Below are 21,804 nucleotides of genomic sequence, written 5' to 3'. Positions count from 1 at the left end.
ACACTTATTTGATGTGCCTTCCGCCATTGACGGTCAGGGTCGTGCCGGTGACATAGGGGTTATCGAGCAAATAGCGCAGGCCCTGGTAGATCACCTCGCTGCCGGGCTCGATGCCCAGCGCGGATTTGGCCAGCGCCTTGGCGCGGTAGGCCGCGTCGTCATCAGGGTTGAACAGTAGCAGCGCCGGGGCAATGCCGTTGACCTTGATGCCCGGCGCGTATTTTGCGGCAAAGGACAGGGTCAGGCTTTCAAGTCCGGCTTTGCTGGCGCAGTAACCAATATGCTTGCTGCTGCCCTTGCGTGTCACGTCATCGCTGATATGCACGATGTCCGCCGGGGTCGAGCGTTCGAGGAGGTCGGCGCAATGCAGGTTGATCAGGTAAGGCGCCAGCATGTGCACGTTGAACATGCGGGTGAACGCCTGCGCGTCGGTGTCCGGGGTCTCGGCCAGCCATTCGGACGCGTTGTGCACGATGGCCCGCAGGCTGTCGGTATGGGCGTTCAGTTCGCGGATGAAATCGAGTATTCCGGCTTCGGTGGAGAAGTCGGCGAACATCGCCGTCGCCCCCAGATCACGCAGCGTCTGCACGCCGGGGCGCTCGCTGCGGTAGCTGAAGATCACGCGATGGCCGTCTTCGAGCAAACGCTGCGCACAGTGCAGGCCAACGCGCTGGCCGGCACCGGTGATGAGGATGGGAGCTGCGGAAGAAGTCATGAACGGCTCGCGTCGCGGTAAGAGCAAAACTATACCAGCGCTTCGTCGCGTTCACCTACGGCCTCTGATTCTGTAGGAGCGAGCTTGCTCGCGATGAGCGCAAGGACACTGCGGGGCATCCGGTTTCCCGCGTCATCGTTGACGTCCATCGCGAGCAAGCTCGCTCCTGCAGGGGGTGTCCGTAGCGACCTTCATGCGCTGTGTCTGCGACACTCAATTGCCATCAGAACAAACCAGGCCTTGAAAGTGGGTGAGAAGTGGGCGTTACAATAGTCTCCAAATCACACACGGATGTAGATCGCCAAATGCCTGTCCTGACTGACATTGCCCCAGGTGAATCGAATCTCCTTTCGTTCGAGCGGGAAGAGCTCTTCCCGATTCGTGAGGTGTCGCGCCTGACAGGCGTGAACCCGGTCACCCTGCGCGCCTGGGAGCGGCGCTATGGTCTGATCGTCCCCACGCGTACCGAAAGTGGGCATCGCCTGTACTCCATGGCCGATATCGAGCGCGTGCGCAGCATCCTCGACTGGATCGAGCGCGGCGTGGCCGTCAGCAAGATCGGCCGAATCCTCGCCAAGGCGTCGCCGCTTCAGGCGCTGTCGCACATCATTCCCGAAAAACTGGTCCAGGCCGATTACGCACAATGGCAGTCGCAGATTCAGGCGGCGGTCAGTGCGTTCGACGATGTACAACTGGACCAGGTCTACTCGCAGATCTTTTCCAGTTACACCCAATCGGTCGTGTTCCAGGACATCCTGATCCCGCTCTGGAAACAACTGCTGCAGCGCCAGGACTCGTTCGGTCGAACCAGCGAGTGGCTGTTTCTCGACAGTTTTCTGCGCTCCAGAGTTTTGCAGCGCTTGCTACTGGTTCGGGACACCAAACCGCGGCGTGTCGTCGTCAGTGCCCTGGCAGGCCAGTGCCGCGAGCTTGAGTTGCTGATTGCCGCCCTGTTCCTGAGTTGTGGGCAAACCGGCGTGCGCGTATTGACCATCGGCCAGCCGCTCGACGAATTGATCCTGGTCTGCGAACGAATCAAGCCTCAGGCGCTGGTGCTGTTTTCCAATCATGTGCCCAGCCCCGAATTGCCACGGCGGCTGAATCGGCTGGCGATGAGTGTGGATTGTCCGGTGTTGCTGGCGGGCGATGCGTCGGATCTGGCTGAGCAGAGTCTGGCGGGATCGTCGATCGGTTGCCTGGGGAATGAGGGCGCGGTGATGCGTCAGAGACTGAAACAGTTCCTGGCGGGCAACCTGGATACTTGAAGCCGGTTAGAGGTGCAGCGCCGGATGGGTCAACCGGTGCTGTTGCAGGATGTACTGGCGCAGACGCTCGGTTTCATCCGTGTCGTGCTGGCTAAGCTGATAGGCATAGAAACCCTGTTCGGTTTCCTTCTCGAGGGTGCCGCGCAAGGCGATCCGCTCGTAGCCCGAAGGGCTGAACCACAACGCGAAATGTTTCGGCGCCTTGGTCTTGTTGCGCATTTCCAGCAGAACACCCTTGAACGACACTTCGTGCACCCACATCGAACCCGGCTGTCCCTTGGAGTTTTCCAGGGCTACCGGTTCGTCGAGCACCAGGCGCCATGGCCGGACCAGCGGCCCGTCTTCATAGATGCTGGGCACGCCAAGACGCAGATGCAGCGCATGAAACTCGTCTTCCACCAGATGCAGGGGAAAGGTCATTTGCTGGTTTTCGAAGTTGGCTTGAATGGTGACCTGCTCATGAGCAGCAAGGCGCGTGAGCAAGTCACGGATCTGCGAACCGCCATTGACGAGCAGGCTCGACGTCGCATCCCGAACGTTGAGTGCCGGGTTGTGCTGCATGGTCTGGATAAAATCCAGTTCATCCTGGGTCAGGAGCGCGTCGCGGTGCATGGCTAGCTCGAAATATATAATTACAAAGTCATTGGTGATTGTAGTTAGTGACAACTAATTCTGTGAAATGTTTGCGCCGTTCGTCGCCTTGAACGCGGCAAGTTCGGCCTGAACCTGTGCCAACTGCGCTTCAAGCTGCGCCACCCGCTGCTGTGCCTTGACCTGCACCGTCACATCTTTCTGCACGCCGATGAAGTAAACCTGGCCATCGTTCGGGTTTTTCACTGTCGAAATGGACAGTTCATTCCAGAACGGCGTGCCATCTTTCTTGTAGTTGCGCAGGATTTCCCGGCACGAGCCGCCGCTGTTCAACGCGTCGCGAATTTTTGGCAAGGCGTCCTGGTCGCGATCGCCCGATTGCAGGAAGCGGCAATCCTGGTAAAGGATTTCTTCGCTGGTGTAACCGGTCATGCGCTCGAATGCCGGATTGACGTAAATCAGAATCTTGTCCTGGTCGCCTTCCTTTTCGGCAATCACGATTCCATCGTTGGAGGCGTTGATGGCCAGTTGCAGCAGCTTGGCGTTGATCATCGGTGAAAACCTTCCTTGTGGGTGATTCGAGGCATTCTAAAAGAACAATCGGGACCCTGCTGTTAATATCCGGGTCTTTGACTCAGCTCCAGGATCAGATTGATGAAAGTCGCCATCATTTCCGGCTCGGTATACGGCACGGCCGAAGAAGTCGCTCGTCACGCCGCCAGCATTTTGAAAACCGCCGGTTTCGAAACCTCTTACAGCCCTCGTGCCAGCCTCGCCGATCTTCAGGCATTCGGCCCCGAGGCTTTTCTGGCCGTGACTTCCACCACCGGCATGGGTGAATTGCCGGATAACGTGCAGCCGCTGTATTTCGCCATTCGCGACCAGTTGCCGGCGGCATGGCGTGGCTTGCCGGGCGCGGTGATCGCCCTGGGCGATGCCAGTTACGGCGATACCTTCTGCGGCGGTGGCGAGTTGATGCGCGAGCTGTTCGGTGAGTTGGGCATTCGTGAAGTGCTGCCGATGTTGCGCCTGGACGCCAGCGAAAGCGTCAACCCGGAGGCGGACGCCGAGCCTTGGCTTACGGAGCTGGTCGGCGCGCTCAAGGGCTGAACGACTGATACGGACGCTGCAACGGCGTTCGTCATGCTTCTGACGGGGCGGCTCCAAGCGCGCCCCGTAACTTCTCTGGCGACAGCCCTTTGACATGGATCCAAACTGTTTTGGCCGCTGACTCGTTCGGCCATCAAGCTGGCTGCCAATGCAACTCCGTGAACGGGGAGGGCTGACTAGACTCGGTAGTCATTGGAAACACTCCATAATAAAAATAGAGGTTCCCCTGCCGTGAACGTAGCCCCCGTTCAATCGCCTCAGAGCGTCAAAGACCTGGTCAGCCCCGCCGAATGGCAAGCCCGCGTGGACCTCGCCGCCTGTTACCGTCTGGTGGCCCAGCATGGCTGGGATGATCTGATTTTCACCCACATCTCCGCCAAGGTACCCGGCACCGAGGACTTCCTGATCAATCCGTTCGGGATGATGTTCCACGAAATTACCGCTTCCAGCCTGGTCAAGGTCGATCAGGCGGGCCACAAGCTGATGGACAGTCCCTACGAGATCAATCCGGCCGGGTACACCATCCATAGCGCGGTGCATGAAGTCCGACACGACGTGGTTTGCGTGCTGCACACTCACACCGCCTCCGGTGTTGCGGTGTCGGCGCAGAAACAGGGCGTGTTGCCGATCAGCCAGCAGTCGCTGTTCGTGCTGTCGAGCCTGGCGTATCACGCTTACGAAGGCGTGGCGCTCGATCACGAGGAAAAGGCGCGGCTGCAAGCCGACCTCGGCGAAAACAATTTCCTGATGCTGCATAACCACGGCCTGCTGACCTGCGGCAGCAGCATCGCTGACACTTTCCTGATGATGTTCACCTTCCAGCGAGCCTGTGACATTCAGGTCATGGCGCAGACCGGTGGTACGGAGCTGATTGCCATCGAACCGCAGATCCTGGCGGGAGCCAAGGCGATGATCGCCGGCGTTACCAAAAGTGCCCAAGGCATGGGCGGCGCGTTGGCCTGGCCGGCGCTGCTGCGCAAACTCGATAAACTGGACCCGGGGTACAAACTCTAATGGCACTCGCCGAAATTCCCCTGTCGGCCTGGCGAAAGCGCAGCCGGACCTTCACTTTCCGTGGCCAGACCATCCGTTACTGGACGGCGGGGCAGGGTGAGCCGCTGCTGCTCATTCATGGCTTCCCCAGCGCCAGTTGGGACTGGCATTACCTGTGGCAACCGCTCACCCAGCGCTATCGCGTGATTGCCTGCGACATGCTCGGCTTTGGCGATTCGGCCAAACCCGTGAACCACGAATACAGCCTTCTCGAACAAGCCGACCTGCAGCAGGCGCTGCTGGCACACATGAATGTCGCGGAGTCTGTGCACCTGCTGGCCCACGATTATGGCGACAGCGTGGCCCAGGAACTGCTGGCGCGGCATTACGAATCGCGTATCAATATCGCCAGTTGCGTGTTCCTCAATGGCGGCCTGTTCCCGGAAACTCATCGCCCGGTGCTGATGCAGAAACTGCTGCTCAGCCCATTGGGCTGGATGATCGGCCGCGCGTTCAGTCGCGATGGTCTGGTGAAGAGTTTCCGGCATATCTTTGGGCCGAAAACCGGTCCCAGCGAAAGTGTGATCGATGACTTCTGGAGCCTGATCGAGACCAACCGCGGGCCGCGGGTCATGCACAAACTGATCGCCTACATTCCCGAGCGACGCGTGCAGCGCGATCGTTGGGTCAGCGCGATGCAGCGCGGCGAGGTGCCGCTGCGAGTGATCGATGGCGAGGTCGACCCGATCTCCGGCGCGCACATGGTTGCGCGCTATCGGGAGCTGATTGCCGAACCGGATACGGTATTGCTGAACGACATCGGCCATTACCCGCAGATCGAAGCGCCGTGCCAGGTGCTCAAGCACTACCTGGAGTTTCGCGACCGGCTGGCATTGCCGCCGCTCAAGGTTGCGTGTTCCTGAAAAGATTGCAGCATTCGGTAGCGCTTATGTGGAGGCTGCCGAAGGCTGTGATCTTGTAAACGCCATCAGAATTCATCATCCCCCAGCCTTATCGTGCACTATTCAGCCTCCCTCGTGTTCATTGTGACCCGCAGCGCCGTGCCTGACACTCGGACCCATCGTCCCAAGGCCTGCTGGAGTCCCCCCATGAGTCAATCTGTACGCTTCGAAGATAAAGTCGTGATCATCACCGGTGCAGGTGGTGGCCTGGGACGGGCGCACGCACTGCTGTTCGCCAAACAGGGTGCCAAGGTTCTGGTCAATGATCTGGGAGGTTCGACCCAGGGCGAAGGCGCCAACGCTTCGGCGGCCGACCGTGTGGTGGCGGAAATCCGCGACGCCGGCGGCACGGCGGTGGCCAACCACGATTCGGTCACAGACGGCGACAAACTGGTTCAACACGCCATGGACGCTTTCGGCCGTGTCGACGTGGTGGTCAACAACGCCGGCATCCTGCGTGACAAGACCTTCCACAAGATGGAAGACGCCGACTGGGAGCTGGTTTACCGCGTCCACGTCGAAGGCGCCTACAAGGTCACCCGCGCCGCCTGGCCGCACATGCGCGAGCAAAACTACGGGCGGGTGATCTTCACCGCCTCCACTTCGGGCATCTACGGCAACTTCGGCCAGTCCAACTACGGCATGGCCAAGCTCGGCCTCTACGGCCTGACCCGCACCCTGGCTCTGGAAGGGCGCAAGAACAACATTCTGGTCAACGCCATCGCCCCAACCGGCGGCACCCGCATGACCGAAGGCCTGATCCCGCCGCAAGTGTTCGAGCAACTCAAACCGGAACTGGTCAGCCCACTGGTGGTGTACCTGGCCAGCGAAAACTGCCAGGACACCTCGGGCCTGTTCGAAGTCGGCGGCGGCTGGATGGGCAAAGTCCGCTGGGAACGCAGCCTCGGCGTCGGATTCGACCCACGGGCCGGTTTCTCGCCGGAAGACGTGGCCGAGCATTTCCAGCAGATCTGCGATTTCGAGGGAGCGGCGCATCCGAAGGACAACATCGAAGCGCTGAAGGAAATGATGGGGAATCTGCAGAAGTACGCGCTGTAACCCTACCTGGCGTTCGCCAAAAAATCCCGCCCATAAAAAAGGCCGCTGCAAAGGCAGCGGCCAAGCAAGACGTTGGATCCAGGAGCTACAAATCAACGTCGGTGTACACGGGGCGGTGAGCCGAAAACTTCAAATCACCTGAAATCTGTTGCCGGCGGCGAGGGCGGATTGCCTGTCGCTGTCGGGGCTTTCACGTCTTGTGAAAACGCAGTCAGGGTAAGGCTTTGCTGCCGGTGGAAAAACAGCGATTCCTGACATGCACTATTACAGGGCGGACAACAGTAGCCTGTCCTCGCGCATTCACTGTAGCAGCTGCCGAAGGCTGCGTTCGGCTGCGTAGCAGTCGTAGATCCTGCATGCACGATTTACCTGATGAGCCCGCTCGACTGATCGGCGCCTGCTTCGCAGCCGAACGCAGCCTGCGGCAGCTGCTACAGGGATTTGTGGGGTTCATGCGTTCGGGTGATGGCTTGCCATCGAACTCATTCATGCCCTGCGCAAAACCCCGCGCCACAGGCCCGGTAATCCTTTGGAGGTACATCGCGAATACCTCCTTGGTGCGCTTATCGCACCCGGCGGGCGGCAGTAGGGTGAGGCCTTCTGTCACTCACCGGGGAAGACGCATGACAAAAACAACAATGCGCGCCATCTTCAAACCGCAGGCGCTGGCCGTTGCGGTGGCCTTGGGTTGCTGTGCCCAGGCGCAGGCTGTTTCTTTCAACATCGGGGAAATCGAGGGCACGTTCGACTCGTCGCTGTCGGTGGGCGCGAGCTGGGGCATGCGCGATGCGGATCAATCGCTGGTGGGGATCCCCAACGGCGGGAGCGGGCAGGCCTCGACCGGTGACGACGGGCGCCAGAACTTCGGCAAGGGCGAAACCTTCTCGAAGATCTTCAAGGGCATCCACGATCTTGAATTGAAATACGGCGACACCGGCGTGTTTGTCCGTGGCAAGTACTGGTACGACTTCGAGCTCAAGGACGAAGACCGGCCGTTCAAGCCCATCAGCGACAAAAACCGCAAGGAAGGCGCCAAGTCCTCGGGCGGGCAGATCCTCGATGCCTTCGTCTATCACAACTACTCCATCGCCGATCTGCCGGGCACGGTGCGTGCGGGCAAGCAGGTGGTCAGCTGGGGTGAAAGTACCTTCATCGGCAACTCGATCAACAGCATCAACCCGATCGACGTTTCCGCCTTCCGGCGTCCCGGCGCCGAGATCAAGGAAGGCCTGATTCCGGTCAACATGCTGTTCGCCTCCCAGGGCCTGACCGACAAGTTGACGGTTGAAGGCTTCTATCAGCTGGAATGGGACCAGACCGTCGTCGACAACTGCGGCACCTTCTTTGGCAACGATGTGGTGGCCGACGGTTGCGACAACAACTACACCGTTGCCAGCCCGGCCATTGCGCCGTTGCAGCCGATTGCCGCGGCCTTCGGCCAGGGCTTCGAAGTCACCCGCGAAGGCGTGGTGGTTCCCCGCGGTGGCGACCGCGATGCCCGGGATTCGGGGCAGTGGGGTACGGCATTGCGCTGGCTGGGTGATGACACCGAGTACGGCCTGTACTTCATGAACTACCACAGCCGCACGCCCAACGTCGGCACCACCACCGCGGGCTTGTCCACCCTGGCCAGCCTTCCGGGGATTATCGCCACCGCCAACCGCATCGCTCCGGGCAGCGGCGCGGGGCTGGCCCAGAGCGTGATGCTCGGTCGCGGCCAGTACTATCTCGAATACCCGGAAGACATTCGCCTGTATGGCGCGAGTTTCTCCACCACCTTGTCCACCGGCACGGCGTGGACCGGCGAAATCAGCTATCGCCCCAACGCACCGGTGCAGGTCAACACCAACGACCTGACCCTGGCCATGCTCAACCCCATCGCTGGCGGCGCCGCTTCGCCTATCGCCACTTCACCGGGGGCCGACAACAAAGGCTACCGCCGCAAAGAGATCACGCAGATCCAGAGCACCCTCACGCACTTCATCGATCAGGTCGCCGGCGCTGACCGCCTCACTCTGGTGGGCGAAGCAGCGGTGGTGCATGTCGGTGGCCTGGAGTCTCGCAGCAAGCTGCGTTACGGCCGCGATTCGGTGTATGGCCAGTACGGTTTCGGCGGCGATACCGACGGTTTCGTGACCTCGACTTCCTGGGGTTATCGCGCCCGGGCGATCCTCGATTACAACAACGTCATCGCCGGGATCAACTTCAAGCCCAACCTGTCGTGGTCCCACGACGTCACGGGTTACGGCCCCAACGGTCTGTTCAACGAAGGCGCCAAGGCCGTGAGCCTGGGTGTCGATGCGGACTACCGCAACACCTACACCGCAAGCCTCAGTTACACCGACTTCTTCGGTGGCGACTACAACACGCTCGAGGACCGCGACTTCGTGGCGTTGAGCTTTGGCGTGAACTTCTGACCCGTCTTTAGAAGGATGATTTCCATGCGCAAGATGATTCTGCAATGTGGTGTCCTGGCCCTCGGTTTGCTGGCCGTCAACGTCCTGGCTGCGGTGTCGCCGGAAGAGGCGAACAAGCTCGGCACCAGCCTCACGCCATTGGGCGCAGAGAAGGCCGGCAATGCCGACGGTTCGATTCCGGCGTGGACCGGCGGCATCCCGAAAAACGCCGGCGCGGTGGACAGCAAGGGCTTTCTGGCCGACCCGTTCGCCAATGAAAAACCGCTGTTCATCATCACTGCGGCCACCGTCGACAAGTACAAGGACAAGCTCTCGGACGGGCAGATCGCGATGTTCAAGCGCTACCCGGAAACCTACAAGATTCCGGTGTACCCGACCCACCGCACCGCCGCCTTGCCACCGGAAATCTACGAATCGGCCAAGCGCAGCGCATTGAACGTGACCCCGATCAACGACGGCAACGGCCTGGCCAATTTCACCGGCAACCGCTACTACGCGTTCCCGATTCCGAAGAACGGTGTCGAGGTGATCTGGAACCACATCACCCGTTACCACGGCGGCAACCTGCGTCGCACCATTACCCAGGCCACGCCGCAGGCCAATGGCGATTTCACCGTGATCCGCTTCAAGGATGAAGTGGCCGTGCCGTCGCTGCTGGGGGATCTGAAAGCGGGCAGCGATGACAACGTGCTCAACTACTTCAAGCAGGAAGTCACCGCGCCGGCGCGTCTTGCGGGCAACGTGCTGCTGGTTCACGAGACCCTTGATCAGGTCCAGGAACCGCGCAAGGCCTGGATCTACAACGCCGGTCAACGTCGTGTGCGGCGAGCGCCGCAAGTCGCTTACGACGGCGTCGGTACCTCGTCCGACGGCCTGCGCACCACCGACAACTTCGACATGTTTTCCGGCGCGCCGGATCGTTATGACTGGAAGCTGATCGGCAAGAAGGAAATGTACATCCCGTACAACAGCTACAAGCTCGATTCGCCTGACCTCAAATACACCGATGTGATCAAGGCCGGGCACATCAACCAGGACCTGACCCGCTACGAGCTGCACCGGGTCTGGGAAGTGGTCGCCACGGTCAAGCCCAACGAGCGGCACGTGTACGCCAAGCGTCACATGTACCTCGACGAGGACACCTGGCAGGTGGCGCTGGCCGATCACTACGACGGTCGCGGCCAGCTCTGGCGCGTGGCCGAGGGGCATGCGCAGTTCTACTACGATCATCAGGTGCCGGCCTACACCGTCGAAGCGCTGTATGACCTGATCGCCGGTCGCTACATCGCCCTGGGGATGAAGAACGAAGAGAAACGCAGCTTCGAATTCAACATCGCGGCAAAAGCCGGGGACTACACGCCGGCAGCCCTGCGGAGTACAGGTGTGAGGTAAAAGTCCTACAGGCTTTTACACAAAAAGGTGACCCCGTGGTCACCTTTTTTATGGCTGTAAATCAGCCTGCTGAATACTTCTTCAACAAGCGCTCCGGAGGGGACTAGGGTGGCGCCACAACGATAAAAAGGCGCACCACTATGACTGCCATGACGACGTGTCTGGACCGTCCTGGATTTCTGCCTCGCTTGTCTTCCCACCACCTGTCCCGCGAGCGACTGGTCGAGCCCTTGCTGGCCGCCACCGCGCGGGTGAAGTTGCTCTGCGCACCGGCCGGCAGCGGCAAGAGTGCGCTGATCACCGAATGCCTGTTGCGCGCGCCAGTTGATTGCCGGGTGCATTGGCTGCCGTTGGCGGGGGCGTCGTTGAGTGTCGGCGACTTCCTCCAGAGACTGGCGCAAGTGCTCGGGCTGGCGCCGACGGATGAGTCTGCATTGCTGGAACATCTCGCGCGATTGCAGACGCCGACCTGGCTGTTCATCGATGACTACTGTCGCGTCTCCCACCCTGAACTGGACCGTCTTCTCGATCGCCTGCTGGCCCTCAGCAACCCGGCGCTGAGTTGGTGGCTGGCTTCACGTCGGCGTCCGTCCTGCAACTGGCCACGGTTGTTGCTCGATGATGAGCTGTACGAATGCGACGGCCCGGCGCTGGCCTTTACCGAGGCTGAGGTCGAGCAGTTGCTCGGTCATGTCGAACCGTCCCAGGCGGCCAGTCTGTCCAGGCGCGTGGTCCAGCGCAGCGGCGGTTGGTGCGCCGGTGTGCGCATTGCCCTGCTCGAGGGCTGTCCGTGGGCGGCGGGGCAGGAACGGCAGGGGCGCTCGGCGACCTTGCTCGATTATCTGCAACACGAATTGTTCAGCACCCTGTCGCCGGAACTGGTCGAAGCCTGGCAGGTGCTGGCCCACTTGCCGCGCTTCAATGCCGGCCTCTGCGAGCATCTGTTCGGCGTCGGTGAAGGCGCGAAATGGTTGCAGGCGTTGCAGGACATGGGCTGCTTTATCGAGCCCTGGGAAGACTCCGCCGACTGGCTGCGGGTGTTCGTGCCGCTGGCGCTGGCCATGCGTGATGAGCCGGGAATCGTGGGGCGTTCCTGGCATCGGCGCGCCTGCCAATGGTTCTGCGCCGAGGAGGACTGGCAGGGTGCCTTCGAGCAGGCGCTGCTGGCCGAAGAGTTCGAGGCGGCGGTGAGCTTGTTGCAGCACTTCAACTTCGAGCATTTGTTCCGCCGCGAGAACGTGCGCCTGTTACTGGATCTGCATGAGCATCAGGGGCAGGAGTTGACCCTCGGTTCGCCGCAACTGGTTGGCCTGACCACGGCGGCGCTGTTGTTTGCCGGACGCTTCGATCAGGCAGCGGTGTGCATCGAGCAAATGGCGCGCTTCGCGCCACAACCGACGGCGGCGTCCCAGCGGCAACTGCTCGCGCGCTGGCAGGCGCAACAGGGCTGGTTGCTGCATTTGCAGGGACGCATGGCGGCGGCTCGTGAGCACTTTGTCGAGGAATTGGCCGCGCTGGCGACAGAGGCTTGGCCGGCGCGCCTGTTGTGCCTGTCCGGGCTGACTCAGCAGGCGATGCTCAATGCCGAGCTGGATGCCGCTCAGGCGCTCAACCGCGAGGCGCTGTGTCTGGCGCGGGCTCAAGGATCGTTGCTGTTCGAAGGCTTGCTCGAACTCGACCATGCGCAGTTGCTCGAACATCGCGGCGCGCCCCATCGCGCCGAAAGCCTGTTGGCCGATATTCACCAATTGTTGAGCCGCCAGGCCGATCGCCCGACCCCGCTGCTGGGGCGCATTGCCTTGCGCCGCGGGCGTCTGGCGTTGTGGCAAGGGCAGGATGAAACGGCCGCCGAATTCTTCCGCAGCGGCCTGCAGGATTGCCTCTACAGCCAGGACAAACGGGCGCTGTATGGCTTTCTCGGACAGGCCCAGGTGGCGGCCAATCAACAGGATTACGCGCTCGCGTTCGATCGTTTGCGTGAAGCCGAGCGCTTGATGCAACAGCGCAAGATTCCCGACACCGTGTATCGCAGCGTCCTGCTGCAAATCAGCAGTCACTTCTGGTTGCAGCAGGGGCGGCCGGAACTGGTCCAGGAGGCGCTGACCCGGGTGCTGCGTCACTTTCGCGGGCCCCATGCCCGTCAGGCGCCCCCGGCCACTGTGGAGCTGATTGCGCGGATCGAATACCTGCTGATCCTCGCCGAAACCCATCTGCAAACGGCGAAGCATCCGTTGCAGCAGCTCAAGGTCTTGCTGGAACACGCGCAACGGCAGGGGATGCTGGCGCTGGAATGCGAGTTGCGGCTGGCCATCGGCGAAGTGGCCGATCTGCTTGGCGAGACGGACCTCGCGACCTCGGCCTTGCAGGCGGGGCTGGCGTTGGTGAGGCGTTGCCATTTGCAGCAGGCGTTAAATGAGTTGCGGCTGCGCCAGCCGACCTTGCTCGCTCGTCTGGGCATGGACGACGAGCCTGTGGTGCATCTGGATGACAATCCGTTGAGCGGGCGGGAGCTGGAGGTGCTGAGCCTGATCGCCCAGGGCAATTCCAATCAGCAGATCGCCGAGCAGTTGTTCATCTCGTTGCACACGGTGAAAACCCATGCGCGGCGGATTCATAGCAAGTTGGGGGTGGAGCGCAGGACGCAGGCGGTGGCTACGGCCAAGAAGTTGGGGCTGATTGCGCAGGGGTAGGATGCGGTTATCGCCGATTTATTAAACCCAACACATAACTGTGGTGAGGGGATTTATCCCCGTTGGACTGCGCAGCAGTCCCATCTTTTTTGGGGCCGCTTCGCAGCCCAACGGGGATAAATCCCCTCACCACAATGCACTCAGTGCTTGTTCAATTTTCAGGTAACTGACCCACCACCCACCTCAAACCCCATCCGCCAACTCACCGCCCGCGCCGCCGCCAGCAACCGCTGCGCCGCCGGACCATCTTCGTCGGCATGAAACAGTGAAGTCGGCCCCACCACGGTCAACACCGCCACCACATTGCCCATCGCGTTGAACACCGGCGCCGACAACGCATCCACCCCCGGCATCAGCAAGCCATGCACATGATGCAGCCCGCGTGCGCGGATCTGCTCGCAGATGGCCGCATACACCTGATCGTCCGCCAGTGGATGGGCGGTGTGGGCCTGCAGTTCCTGCTCGCGCAGGTCCACGGTTTCCCGCTTGGGCAGGTAGGCGCCGAACACCAGGCCGGTGGAAGAGCTGAGCAGCGGCAGCACCGAACCCAATTGCGTCACCACCGTCACGGCCCGCACCGCAGGCTCGATGTGAACCACGGTCGCGCCCTGGTTGCCCCATACCGCCAGGAAGCAGGTTTCGTTCAGCTCGTCGCGCAACTCGGCCAGTGGCAGGGCGGCGACTTTCAGCACGTCCATACTGTTGAGTGCTGCCAGTCCCACGCGCAAGGCTTCACGACCCAGCCCGTAGTGGTTGGTCGCGGTGTTCTGCTCGGCAAAACCGCTGGCGATCAGCGCCTGCAAATAGCGGTGAACCTTGCTGGCCGGCATCTGCACGTGTTCGGCCAGGCGTGATAGTGACGTCGAGGGCGACAACTCGGCCAATGCCTTGAGGATGTCGGTACCCACCTCGGCGGAGCGGACTTTCTGTTTACCGTTGCTGTCGCTGGTGGGCTTTTCCATGGTGGCGCCGTCGTTCAATAGGGTGAGGGGCGGGGTGAATGGGCGTCTTTATAGCTTGACGCTCGATAGCATTCAAATTACGTTATTCGTAATTGGATTACGATAAAAACAATTTTGGCGTGCCTCGGCCTCTGCTGCAGAGCGAAAAGGTCACGACCTGTTTCCTGTTCAGGAGGCTTCATGAACCTTGATTCCACGACGCCAGCGCTGGCTTATCAGTCGGGCTTCGGCAACGAATTCAGCAGCGAAGCGTTGCCCGGCGCATTGCCGGTCGGCCAGAACTCCCCGCAAAAAGCCCCGTACGGTCTCTACACCGAACTGTTTTCCGGCACCGCCTTCACCATGGCCCGCAGCGAAGCGCGGCGGACCTGGATGTACCGTATCCAGCCGTCGGCCAATCACCCGGCCTTCATCAAGCTCGACCGGCAACTGGCCGGCGGCCCGTTGGGTGAAGTGACGCCCAATCGCCTGCGCTGGAACGCCTTCGATTTTCCTGCTGAACCTACGGATTTCGTTGATGGTCTGGTGAGCATGGCCGCCAATTCCGGTGCGGATAAGCCGGCCGGCATCAGCATCTACCAGTACCGCGCCAACCAATCCATGGAGCGGGTGTTCTTCAATGCCGACGGCGAAATGCTGCTGGTGCCGCAACTGGGCCGCCTGCGAATCGCCACCGAGCTGGGCGTGCTGGACGTGGAGCCGCTGGAAATCGCCGTGCTGCCACGGGGCCTGAAATTCCGTGTCGAACTGCTCGACCCGCAAGCCCGCGGCTACATCGCAGAGAACCACGGCGCGCCACTGCGCCTGCCGGACCTGGGGCCGATCGGCAGCAACGGCCTGGCCAACCCGCGGGACTTTCTGACCCCGGTTGCCCATTACGAACATCTCGCGCAGCCAACTATTCTGGTGCAGAAATTCCTCGGCCAGTTGTGGGGCACTCAGCTCGATCATTCACCGCTGAACGTGGTCGCCTGGCACGGAAACAATGTGCCGTACAAATACGACCTGCGACTTTTCAATACCATCGGCACGGTCAGCTTCGATCACCCGGACCCGTCGATCTTCACCGTGCTGACCTCGCCGACCAGCGTGCACGGCCTGGCCAACCTCGATTTCGTGATCTTCCCGCCACGCTGGATGGTGGCCGAGAAAACCTTCCGTCCGCCGTGGTTCCACCGCAACCTGATGAACGAATTCATGGGCCTGATCCAGGGCGAGTACGACGCCAAGGCTGAAGGTTTCGTCCCCGGCGGCGCTTCGCTGCACAGCTGCATGAGTGCCCACGGCCCGGATGGCGAGACCTGCACCAAGGCGATGAATGCGGACCTGAAACCGGCCAAGATCGACAACACCATGGCCTTCATGTTCGAGACCAGCCAGGTGCTGCGTCCGAGCCGTTTCGCCCTCGATTGCCCGCATCTGCAAACCAACTACGACGCTTGCTGGTCCACGCTGCCAGCCACTTTCGACCCGACCCGGAGATAACCCATGACGCAGACTTCCATCACTCGCAGCTGGGTTGCCTCGGCCAACGGACATGCCGATTTCCCGCTGCAAAACCTGCCGCTGGGCGTGTTCAGCGTGAAAGGTTCGGCGCCCCGCAGTGGCGTGGCCATTGGTGAGCGTATTTTCGATCTGGAGGCCGCGCTGGATTTCGGCCTGTTCGAGGGTGCGGCGAAGACCGCTGTCGAAGCCACCCGTGGCGGCCAGCTCAACGCTTTCTTCGAACTGGGCCGCGAGGCGCGTGTCGCCCTGCGCGAACGCCTGCTGGAACTGCTCGGCGAAGGCAGCACCCTGCACGGCAAGCTCGAAGCCCAGGGCGCCAAACTGCTGCCGCTGGCGGCGGATTGTCAGATGCACCTGCCGGCGAAGATCAATGACTACACCGACTTCTACGTCGGCATCGAACACGCGCAGAACGTCGGCAAACTGTTCCGCCCGGACAACCCTTTGCTGCCGAACTACAAGTACGTGCCGATCGGCTATCACGGCCGCGCCTCGACCATTCGCACCTCCGGCGCCGACGTGCGTCGTCCGAAAGGCCAGACCCTGCCGGCCGGGCAGAGCGAGCCGACCTTCGGCCCGTGCGCGCGTCTGGATTACGAACTGGAACTGGGCATCTGGATCGGTCGCGGCAACGAGATGGGCGATGCCATCGCCATCGGTGACGCCGCCGATCACATCGCCGGTTTCTGCCTGCTCAACGACTGGTCGGCGCGGGACATACAGGCCTGGGAATACCAGCCGCTGGGGCCGTTCCTGTCCAAGAGCTTCATCACCAGCATTTCGCCCTGGGTCGTGACCGCCGAAGCGCTGGAGCCGTTCCGTCGCGCCCAGCCTGCGCGTCCGGAAGGTGATCCGCAGCCGTTGCCGTACCTGTTCGACAAGCGCGATCAGGCCGCTGGCGCCTTCGACATCGAGTTGGAGGTGCTGCTGCTGACCGAAGCCATGCGCGAGAAAAACCTGCCGCCTCATCGCCTGACCCTGAGTAACTCGAAACACATGTACTGGACCGTGGCGCAAATGGTCGCGCACCACAGCGTAAACGGCTGCCAGTTGCAGGCCGGCGACCTGTTCGGTTCGGGCACTTTGTCGGGACCTGAAAGCGGTCAGTTCGGCAGCCTGCTGGAAATCACCGAAGGCGGTAAAAAGCCAATTGAGCTGGCGTCGGGCGAAGTGCGCAAGTTCCTGGAAGATGGCGACGAAATCATCCTGCGCGGCCGTTGCAGCCGTGAAGGTTTTGCCTCCATCGGGTTCGGCGAGTGCCGTGGCAAAGTGCTGCCGGCGCGCTAAGGGGAAGGGGTCATGGAGCTCTACACCTACTACCGTTCCACCTCGTCCTATCGGGTGCGCATTGCACTGGCATTGAAGGGCCTGGATTACCAGGCGCTGCCGGTCAACCTGATCGCGCCGCCCGGTGGCGAACATCGCCAGCCCGCGTACCTGGGCATCAATCCACAGGGCCGGGTGCCGGCCTTGCGCACCGATGAAGGCGAACTGCTGATCCAGTCCCCGGCGATCATCGAGTACCTGGAGGAACGTTATCCACAGGTGCCGCTGCTGTCCCAGGACCTCGCCGCCCGCGCCCATGAGCGCGGCGTGGCGGCGCTGATCGGTTGCGACGTGCACCCGCTGCACAACGTCAGCGTGCTCAACCGGTTGCGGCAATTGGGACACGATGAAACCCAGGTGACCGAGTGGATCGGTCACTGGATCAGCCAGGGGCTGGCCAGCGTCGAGCAGTTGATTGGCGATGAAGGATTTTGCTTTGGCGATACGCCCGGCGTGGCGGATGTGTACTTGATTCCACAGTTGTACGCGGCCGAGCGCTTCAGCATCTCTCTGGAGGCTTACCCGCGGATTCGCCGTGTGGCGGCGCTGGCGGCTACGCACCCGGCCTTCATCAAGGCGCACCCCTCGAACCAGCCCGATACCCCGTAACGCCGCTTTCCTGTAGGAGCGAGCACGCTCGCGATGGACGTCAACGATAACGCTGGCAGCCTGACACCCCGCGGTGTCCTGTCGTCCATCGCGAGCATGCTCGCTCCTACAGAGTGCGCCTAAAACAAGTACAGGAACCCTGCCATGCACAACCAGATTGCCAGCTTCCGCGCGGCTCTCGATGCCCGTCCCGTGTCCCGTTATCAATGGTTGATCTTGCTGCTCCTCGCTTTGCTGCTGGTCACCGACGGCTACGACGCCCAGGTGCTCGGCTACGTGGTGCCGGCCCTGGCCCAGGATTGGGGCCTGGAAAAAGCCGCCTTCGGCCCGGTGTTCAGCGCCAACCTGCTGGGCCTGACCCTCGGCTCTCTGGCCGTGACGCCCTTGGCGGATCGCTTTGGTGTACGCCGAGTCTTGCTCTGCTGCGTCCTGATCTACGCCTGCCTGACCGTTCTGATGGTGTTTGCCAACTCTCTGGACACGCTGATGGCCGCCCGTTTCATCTGCGGCATCGGCATGGGTGGCGCGATGCCCAGCGCCATGGCGCTGATGTCGGAATACTCGCCACCGCGCCTGCGCACGCTGATGGTGACGCTGGCCGCGTGCGGGTTTTCCTTTGGTGGCGCGGCGGGTGGTTTTGTCGCCGCCGGGTTCATCGAAAGCTACGGCTGGGAAGCGGTGTTCCTCGCCGGTGGCGTGACGCCACTGCTGCTGTTTCCATTCCTGTTCTGGCTGCTGCCTGAATCCCTGCCGCGTCTGCTGCGCGATGCGCCGCCTTATGCTCGCCTGAGCAAAGTCACCGCGCGTATGCTGCCGGACTGGCAGCCGCCTGTGGCGTCCGTCGAACAGAACGAGAAAGAGCAGGGCAGCAAGCTGACTGTGGTGGAGTTGTTCCGCAACGGTTATGCACGGCCGACCATGCTGATCTGGGCGACCTTCTTCGTCAGCCTGATCCTGCTGTACTTCATGATCAGCTGGTTGCCGACGCTGCTACTGGAAAGTGGTCTGAAACTCAGCGAAGCCAACCTGGTGACCTCGATGTTCCTGTTCGCCGGCACCATCGGTGCGATCGGCATGGCCTGGATCGCCGACCGCCTGAAAAGCAAAGTCCGTCTGCTGTCTTGCATCCTGGCAGGCGCGGCGGTCTGCACCATTCTGCTGGGCTTGAACCACGACAATCCGCGCTATCTGGTGGCCTGCGTGTTCGCCGCCGGCTTCTGCATCATCGGCGGGCAGTTGACCCTCAATGCCTTCGTCAGCAATTTTTACCCGGCGCAGGTTCGCGCCACGGGCACCGGTTGGGCATTGGGGGTAGGGCGTTTCGGCTCGATCCTCGGCCCGCTGTTCGGCAGCCTGCTGCTGGCGATGCATTTGCCGGTGCAGCAGATTTTCTTCTTCTGCGCGATACCGGCGGTGATTGCGGCGTTGTTGATCATCCAGGTACGTTCGCCTTCAGAAGCCACCCCCGCCGTCACACCCGACCACTGTGGGAGCGAGCCTGCTCGCGATGGTGGTCAACGATAACGCTGGCTGTCTGATGCCCCGCGTAATCGTTTACGGCCATCGCGAGCAGGCTCGCTCCCACAGGGAATTGGGGTGAATGGGACGGTCAATGGACGATGGAATTGGGCGGCAAATGCCCCAGCCGCTCGGTCAGACGAATCCGTTGAATCGGATCGTCGGTCAGCATCAGGGCATGCTCCAGGTCGAAGCGCTCAGCGTTGGGGCATTCCAGCCGCTGATAAAGGCTCGCCCGGGCCAGATAGTCGGCGGTGGTGCCGTTGCCCAGCTCCAGAACCCGCTCGGCGTCGATCAGGGCGCCGATGTAATCGTCGTTGGCCAGGTGTAGCTGGCGCAGGTTGCGCGACAGGCGCTGGAGCATTTGCAGCGGTTCTGCAGTGCTCAGGTGATCGGCGCTGAGTTTCATCTCGGGGCCATATTGGCGATGCAGCAGTTCGCGGCAATCGTTGGGGTACAGACGACGCCCGCCGCACGGGTCGAGCAGATGATCGGCCCCTGGCACCCGCAACAGAAAATGACCGGGGAAGTTGACTCCCACCAACGGAATTTCCAGGCCTCTGGCCAGTTCCAGCGCAATCAGTCCCAGGGCCAAAGGTTGCCCGCGTCGACGTTCAAGCACTCGATGGAGCAATGCCGCCTGCGCACGCAGGGGCGTGGAGTCGTCCTGAGCAAATCCCAGGTCATTCATGCAGCGCAACAAGGGTTGCGCCAGTTCGCCAACCGGCAGCATCGGCAAGCTGCCGCTGATCCGTTGCCTGAGCGTCTTGAAGTTTTCCAGCAGCATGTGCGGATTCACTTCGCTGTCATGTTCGGCAGCAATCCACAGCGCCGCCTCGAACAGTGCGGGCGGTGAGCGTTGCAGGCAAGTGAAAAACGATTGGCGCGGGGTCATGAAAATCTCCGGGCAATGCCTCGTTTTAGCCTCGTCTGGGCCATCCGTCCAGTGCCGGTTAGACGGCTTGAGGGATATTTCCGAATACCTTAACGGCCGCTTCGCTTATTCCTGTGCGCTCCGGCAATTTTTGCGCGCAAGCCTATACTGGCGACTACAAGAAGTGGATTCGGGAGCCTTTACGATGTTCGCTCTCATGCAAAGCAATCGCCTTGAATCGCTGCATCTGAGCGTGGACCCGGTCACCGGGTTGAAGGCGGTCATTGCCATTCATGACAGTCGCCTGGGCCCTGCCCTGGGAGGGTGTCGCTACCTTGCCTATCCAAGCGACGAGTCCGCGATCGAGGATGCGGTGCGCCTGGCCAAAGGCATGAGTTACAAGGCCGCATTGGCCGGCCTGGCTCAGGGCGGGGGCGTGGCGGTGATTATCCGGCCCGCCCATGTGGCCAATCGCGGCGCATTGTTCGAAGCCTTCGGGCGCTGCATCAATCAGCTCGACGGGCGCTACATCACCGCCATCGACAGCGGCACTTCGGTGGCGGACATGGATTGCATCGCCCAACAGACCCAGCACGTCACCAGCACCACATCGGCGGGCGATCCTGCACCCCATGCCGCGATGGGCGTGTTCACCGGCATTCGGGCCACGGCCATGGCGCGATTGGGCAGCGACAACCTCGAAGGCCTGCGCGTGGCGATTCAAGGCCTGGGCAACGTCGGTTATGCGCTGGCCGAACAGCTGCATGCCGCGGGTGCGGAACTGCTGGTCAGCGACATCGATCACGGCAAGGTGCAATTGGCCATGGAGCAACTCGGCGCCCATCCGATTGCCAACGATGCGCTGCTCAGTACGCCGTGCGACATCCTGGCGCCCTGTGGCTTGGGCGGGGTGCTCAATAGCCACAGCGTGACGCAACTGCGTTGCTCGGCGGTGGCGGGTTCGGCGAACAATCAGCTCACCCATCTGGACGTCGCCGATCAACTGGAGCGGCGGGGCATCCTGTATGCACCGGACTACGTGATCAATGCCGGCGGCTTGATCTACGTGTCGCTCAAGCATCGGGGCGAGGAGTTGGGAACCATCACCGCGCACCTGTCGAAAATCAGTTCGCGACTGACCGAAGTATTCGCGCACGCACAGGCGGAAAAGCGCTCGCCGGCGCGAGTGGCCGATGAGTTGGCGGAAAAGGCTCTGTACCGCTAGAAGGGCAAAAGCTCGCAGCCTTCGGCAGCTCCTACATTGGGATTGTGTAGGGGCTGCCGAAGGCTGCGAGCTTTTGATTTATTTGGCGGCTTTCGCGGCCTTGGCTGGCTTGGCCGGAGCAACCGGTTCTTCAGCCACTTCTTCAACGGGCGCTTCGACTGCTTGCGGCGCTTCCACCGGCGCGGTCAGCAACTCGGACAGGGCATCCGGCTGGCTCTTGAACGCCTTGGCAAACACATCGCGGTTCTTCGCCATGTAGATCCCGACTTCTTCCACTTGCTGTTCGTTCAGGGACGGAACGGCTTTCTGCAATACTTCGGCCAGCAACTCGGCCAGCTCGAGCATTTTGTCATGACGATCAGCTTCGGCTTTATCCATGAACAAGCGCTCCAGATCTCGGCTGCTGCGGTATACCACTTCGACGGCCATTCACCACCTCACATGCCTTCAAATTTGGTTGTCTGATTCGACTACTGTATTTATATACAGGCAAAGAATAAGCGAATCATTGGGGTTTGGGTAGTGGCTTTTTAATGTAGTCCAACAAACCACTGTAGGAGCGAAGCTTGCTCGCGAAAGCGGTGTGTCAG

General features: G+C 61.5%; 18 protein-coding genes and 1 pseudogene. 13 read left to right on the top strand and 6 right to left on the bottom strand.

Going from position 1 to position 21,804, the window contains the following annotated elements; translation table 11 throughout:
• Positions 1–4 precede the first annotated feature (4 nt).
• Positions 5–715 (bottom strand): dihydromonapterin reductase, encoded by a 711-nt coding sequence (folM, locus tag K9857_RS16410; protein ID WP_224537473.1) that lies wholly within the window; start codon positions 713–715, stop codon positions 5–7.
• Between the two features lie 305 nt (positions 716–1,020).
• Here folM and K9857_RS16405 point away from each other — a divergent pair, with 305 nt between their 5' ends.
• On the top strand, positions 1,021–1,980 hold the full coding sequence (locus K9857_RS16405; protein ID WP_224537471.1) for a MerR family transcriptional regulator: 960 nt from the start codon (positions 1,021–1,023) through the stop codon (positions 1,978–1,980).
• A 6-nt stretch (positions 1,981–1,986) separates the two neighbouring features.
• Here the strand turns inward: K9857_RS16405 and K9857_RS16400 are convergent, their stop codons facing one another.
• Both K9857_RS16400 and K9857_RS16395 read right to left on the bottom strand, forming a co-directional pair.
• Positions 1,987–2,592, bottom strand: a complete 606-nt coding sequence (locus tag K9857_RS16400) for a hypothetical protein (protein WP_224537469.1) — start codon at positions 2,590–2,592, stop codon at positions 1,987–1,989.
• 54 nt (positions 2,593–2,646) lie between these two features.
• On the bottom strand, positions 2,647–3,123 hold the full coding sequence (locus K9857_RS16395; protein ID WP_224537467.1) for a PAS domain-containing protein: 477 nt from the start codon (positions 3,121–3,123) through the stop codon (positions 2,647–2,649).
• Positions 3,124–3,225: 102 nt separating this feature from the next.
• Here K9857_RS16395 and K9857_RS16390 point away from each other — a divergent pair, with 102 nt between their 5' ends.
• The 7 genes from K9857_RS16390 to K9857_RS16360 all read left to right on the top strand — a co-directional run bounded on the left by K9857_RS16390 (position 3,226) and on the right by K9857_RS16360 (position 13,194).
• Positions 3,226–3,681, top strand: coding sequence for a flavodoxin (locus K9857_RS16390; RefSeq protein WP_224537465.1), 456 nt, complete (start codon positions 3,226–3,228; stop codon positions 3,679–3,681).
• Positions 3,682–3,912: 231 nt separating this feature from the next.
• Positions 3,913–4,695 (top strand): class II aldolase/adducin family protein, encoded by a 783-nt coding sequence (locus K9857_RS16385; protein ID WP_224537464.1) that lies wholly within the window; start codon positions 3,913–3,915, stop codon positions 4,693–4,695.
• Positions 4,695–5,597 carry an alpha/beta fold hydrolase gene (locus K9857_RS16380; protein WP_224537462.1) on the top strand — a complete coding sequence of 301 codons (903 nt, stop codon included), beginning with the start codon at positions 4,695–4,697 and terminating at the stop codon, positions 5,595–5,597. The genes K9857_RS16385 and K9857_RS16380 overlap by 1 nt, the downstream gene beginning before the upstream one ends.
• A 186-nt stretch (positions 5,598–5,783) precedes the next feature.
• On the top strand, positions 5,784–6,695 hold the full coding sequence (locus tag K9857_RS16375; RefSeq protein WP_224537460.1) for an SDR family oxidoreductase: 912 nt from the start codon (positions 5,784–5,786) through the stop codon (positions 6,693–6,695).
• 623 nt (positions 6,696–7,318) lie between these two features.
• Positions 7,319–9,112: a DUF1302 domain-containing protein gene (locus tag K9857_RS16370; protein ID WP_224537458.1), complete on the top strand. Its 1,794-nt coding sequence runs from the start codon at positions 7,319–7,321 to the stop codon at positions 9,110–9,112.
• Between the two features lie 24 nt (positions 9,113–9,136).
• Positions 9,137–10,504, top strand: coding sequence for a DUF1329 domain-containing protein (locus tag K9857_RS16365; protein ID WP_224537457.1), 1,368 nt, complete (start codon positions 9,137–9,139; stop codon positions 10,502–10,504).
• A gap of 140 nt (positions 10,505–10,644) precedes the next feature.
• On the top strand, positions 10,645–13,194 hold the full coding sequence (locus tag K9857_RS16360) for a LuxR C-terminal-related transcriptional regulator (RefSeq protein ID WP_224537455.1): 2,550 nt from the start codon (positions 10,645–10,647) through the stop codon (positions 13,192–13,194).
• Between the two features lie 158 nt (positions 13,195–13,352).
• Here the strand turns inward: K9857_RS16360 and K9857_RS16355 are convergent, their stop codons facing one another.
• Positions 13,353–14,156 (bottom strand): IclR family transcriptional regulator, encoded by an 804-nt coding sequence (locus tag K9857_RS16355; protein ID WP_224537453.1) that lies wholly within the window; start codon positions 14,154–14,156, stop codon positions 13,353–13,355.
• Positions 14,157–14,336: 180 nt separating this feature from the next.
• On the opposite strand from K9857_RS16355, the gene hmgA reads away from it, so the two are divergent.
• The 4 genes from hmgA to K9857_RS16335 all read left to right on the top strand — a co-directional run bounded on the left by hmgA (position 14,337) and on the right by K9857_RS16335 (position 19,121).
• Positions 14,337–15,641, top strand: coding sequence for a homogentisate 1,2-dioxygenase (gene hmgA, locus K9857_RS16350; RefSeq protein WP_224537451.1), 1,305 nt, complete (start codon positions 14,337–14,339; stop codon positions 15,639–15,641).
• Positions 15,642–15,644: 3 nt separating this feature from the next.
• Positions 15,645–16,949: a fumarylacetoacetase gene (fahA, locus tag K9857_RS16345; RefSeq protein WP_175375985.1), complete on the top strand. Its 1,305-nt coding sequence runs from the start codon at positions 15,645–15,647 to the stop codon at positions 16,947–16,949.
• Positions 16,950–16,961: 12 nt separating this feature from the next.
• Complete coding sequence (gene maiA, locus K9857_RS16340) at positions 16,962–17,597, top strand: maleylacetoacetate isomerase (RefSeq protein WP_224537450.1); 636 nt, start codon at positions 16,962–16,964, stop codon at positions 17,595–17,597.
• 144 nt (positions 17,598–17,741) lie between these two features.
• A complete protein-coding gene (locus K9857_RS16335; protein ID WP_224537448.1) occupies positions 17,742–19,121 on the top strand; it encodes an MFS transporter in 1,380 nt (459 codons plus the stop codon).
• Positions 19,122–19,206: 85 nt separating this feature from the next.
• Here the strand turns inward: K9857_RS16335 and K9857_RS16330 are convergent, their stop codons facing one another.
• On the bottom strand, positions 19,207–20,010 hold the full coding sequence (locus K9857_RS16330) for a SirB1 family protein (protein WP_224537447.1): 804 nt from the start codon (positions 20,008–20,010) through the stop codon (positions 19,207–19,209).
• A 184-nt stretch (positions 20,011–20,194) separates the two neighbouring features.
• Here K9857_RS16330 and K9857_RS16325 point away from each other — a divergent pair, with 184 nt between their 5' ends.
• Complete coding sequence (locus K9857_RS16325; RefSeq protein ID WP_224537445.1) at positions 20,195–21,214, top strand: Glu/Leu/Phe/Val dehydrogenase family protein; 1,020 nt, start codon at positions 20,195–20,197, stop codon at positions 21,212–21,214.
• Between the two features lie 189 nt (positions 21,215–21,403).
• On the opposite strand, the pseudogene K9857_RS16320 reads toward K9857_RS16325, so the two are convergent.
• A pseudogene (locus tag K9857_RS16320) lies at positions 21,404–21,643 on the bottom strand (YebG family protein); the annotation flags it as partial.
• Positions 21,644–21,804 lie beyond the last annotated feature (161 nt).

The organism is Pseudomonas sp. REP124 (assembly GCF_020164475.1).
Taxonomy (GTDB): domain Bacteria; phylum Pseudomonadota; class Gammaproteobacteria; order Pseudomonadales; family Pseudomonadaceae; genus Aquipseudomonas.
This window is presented reverse-complemented; position numbering and strand designations above follow the sequence as displayed.

Coding starts and splice junctions, on each gene's coding strand:
- folM (WP_224537473.1), bottom strand. CDS start 715: ATGACTTCTTCCGCAGCTCCCATCCTCATCACCGGTGCCGGCCAGCGC.
- K9857_RS16405 (WP_224537471.1), top strand. CDS start 1,021: ATGCCTGTCCTGACTGACATTGCCCCAGGTGAATCGAATCTCCTTTCG.
- K9857_RS16400 (WP_224537469.1), bottom strand. CDS start 2,592: ATGCACCGCGACGCGCTCCTGACCCAGGATGAACTGGATTTTATCCAG.
- K9857_RS16395 (WP_224537467.1), bottom strand. CDS start 3,123: ATGATCAACGCCAAGCTGCTGCAACTGGCCATCAACGCCTCCAACGAT.
- K9857_RS16390 (WP_224537465.1), top strand. CDS start 3,226: ATGAAAGTCGCCATCATTTCCGGCTCGGTATACGGCACGGCCGAAGAA.
- K9857_RS16380 (WP_224537462.1), top strand. CDS start 4,695: ATGGCACTCGCCGAAATTCCCCTGTCGGCCTGGCGAAAGCGCAGCCGG.
- K9857_RS16375 (WP_224537460.1), top strand. CDS start 5,784: ATGAGTCAATCTGTACGCTTCGAAGATAAAGTCGTGATCATCACCGGT.
- K9857_RS16370 (WP_224537458.1), top strand. CDS start 7,319: ATGACAAAAACAACAATGCGCGCCATCTTCAAACCGCAGGCGCTGGCC.
- K9857_RS16365 (WP_224537457.1), top strand. CDS start 9,137: ATGCGCAAGATGATTCTGCAATGTGGTGTCCTGGCCCTCGGTTTGCTG.
- K9857_RS16360 (WP_224537455.1), top strand. CDS start 10,645: ATGACTGCCATGACGACGTGTCTGGACCGTCCTGGATTTCTGCCTCGC.
- K9857_RS16355 (WP_224537453.1), bottom strand. CDS start 14,156: ATGGAAAAGCCCACCAGCGACAGCAACGGTAAACAGAAAGTCCGCTCC.
- hmgA (WP_224537451.1), top strand. CDS start 14,337: ATGAACCTTGATTCCACGACGCCAGCGCTGGCTTATCAGTCGGGCTTC.
- fahA (WP_175375985.1), top strand. CDS start 15,645: ATGACGCAGACTTCCATCACTCGCAGCTGGGTTGCCTCGGCCAACGGA.
- maiA (WP_224537450.1), top strand. CDS start 16,962: ATGGAGCTCTACACCTACTACCGTTCCACCTCGTCCTATCGGGTGCGC.
- K9857_RS16335 (WP_224537448.1), top strand. CDS start 17,742: ATGCACAACCAGATTGCCAGCTTCCGCGCGGCTCTCGATGCCCGTCCC.
- K9857_RS16330 (WP_224537447.1), bottom strand. CDS start 20,010: ATGACCCCGCGCCAATCGTTTTTCACTTGCCTGCAACGCTCACCGCCC.
- K9857_RS16325 (WP_224537445.1), top strand. CDS start 20,195: ATGTTCGCTCTCATGCAAAGCAATCGCCTTGAATCGCTGCATCTGAGC.